Source organism: Mesorhizobium sp. M7A.F.Ca.AU.001.01.1.1 (assembly GCF_004022735.1).
GTDB lineage: Bacteria > Pseudomonadota > Alphaproteobacteria > Rhizobiales > Rhizobiaceae > Mesorhizobium > Mesorhizobium ciceri.
In genome coordinates this window covers 1-1,157 of sequence record NZ_RZPF01001139.1, presented here as the reverse complement: position 1 = coordinate 1,157, position 1,157 = coordinate 1, and the positions used below count along the sequence as shown (strand labels likewise).

Below are 1,157 nucleotides of genomic sequence, written 5' to 3'. Positions count from 1 at the left end.
ATGGCGCGCCCTCCCGCCCTGTCACCGGAGGACTCCATCCGCATCAGCCCGACAAGACCGGCAAGTTGGTTGGATGCGGACCCCATGCCGTCTTCTCCATGGCTGTCCACAGCGCGTGTCACCAGGTTGGCGGGCAGGTAGTTGCGGATCAGTCGATCATGGGGTGGCGCGATAAAAAATCGCCCACACAGCAGATCCAGTTGCTCGCCCTCGCCATCATTCTCGCTCAGCATCCATCCGGCTGACCCCCGGCGTTGCTGGGTAGGAATTGGTGTTTGCCCGCTACCGTCGTGCAGTACATGCGCCGCGCCGTGAGGCAGCAGCACAATATCTCCGCTCAGCAGCTCCCGCGCCGCTCTCGTCTTCGGATCCTCGAGAATGGCCCGGCCCTTGACTATGACGTGGTAGGGAATTTCGTTCGCGGCAGCCTTGTTCCAGGCAACGCGCCACGGTGCACCATAGGCGCAGCGGACCTCGAGCTGGCCGGTCACGGTGATGATTTGCAGGAGATGGCTCAGCCAGTCCACTTCAGACATTGGACCTCGAAACGGAGATAGTGAAACGTCTTATCGTAATTATGGATTGTTTGCACAAATCGAAAGTACCAAGAGAGACGGCAACACGCCCGCCGATCATGAATGCGTCTCCAGGTGAAGAACTTGTCTACATGCCGAGCGCGGAGGCACCACGCACTAGATTGCTGCGGCCGTAACGGAGCAACTGGTAAAAGGATGGAGCAGTTTCCTGTCTCTGAACAGCTGCGAGGCCGATCAGCCGCCGCAGCCTACCGCCATCCCCGCACCATATGAGATTGGACGCTGCGCCCTGGGGTCTCCCAATGAGTGTCCGGGGTCTCACCATTTATCGGTTGCAGCCATTCGTCAGAGCTGATGATGGCTCACGGTCGCTTTCAACAGAGGACGGTATTTGTTATCCAGGCCGATATTTGGAGCCGAGCGATATTGTGATGCTTGCCTTGTGATCCAGGTTGCCCCGCCGCCTTTGATAGACACCTGTTGTTAGGCCTTAGCTTTCCGATTCGCTGGTGTTTTCCTCAACGGCGTTTTTGCAGTTGGCTTGCGGCCGAGTCCGCTGGATTTCGCGAGGGCTGACCGCTGGGCCGCGTAGCTCGGTGCAACCATGGGATAGTCCTTGGC

General features: G+C 58.7%; 2 protein-coding genes. Both read right to left on the bottom strand.

Features of this window, described 5'->3' with window-relative positions; all coding sequences use genetic code 11:
- Positions 1 to 536: cupin domain-containing protein (locus EN884_RS36550; RefSeq protein WP_164755719.1), on the bottom strand; the 536-nt coding region annotated here is incomplete at its 3' end.
- 483 nt (positions 537 to 1,019) lie between these two features.
- Positions 1,020 to 1,157 (bottom strand): MucR family transcriptional regulator (locus EN884_RS36545; RefSeq protein ID WP_206617760.1); only part of this gene is annotated, 138 nt, incomplete at its 5' end.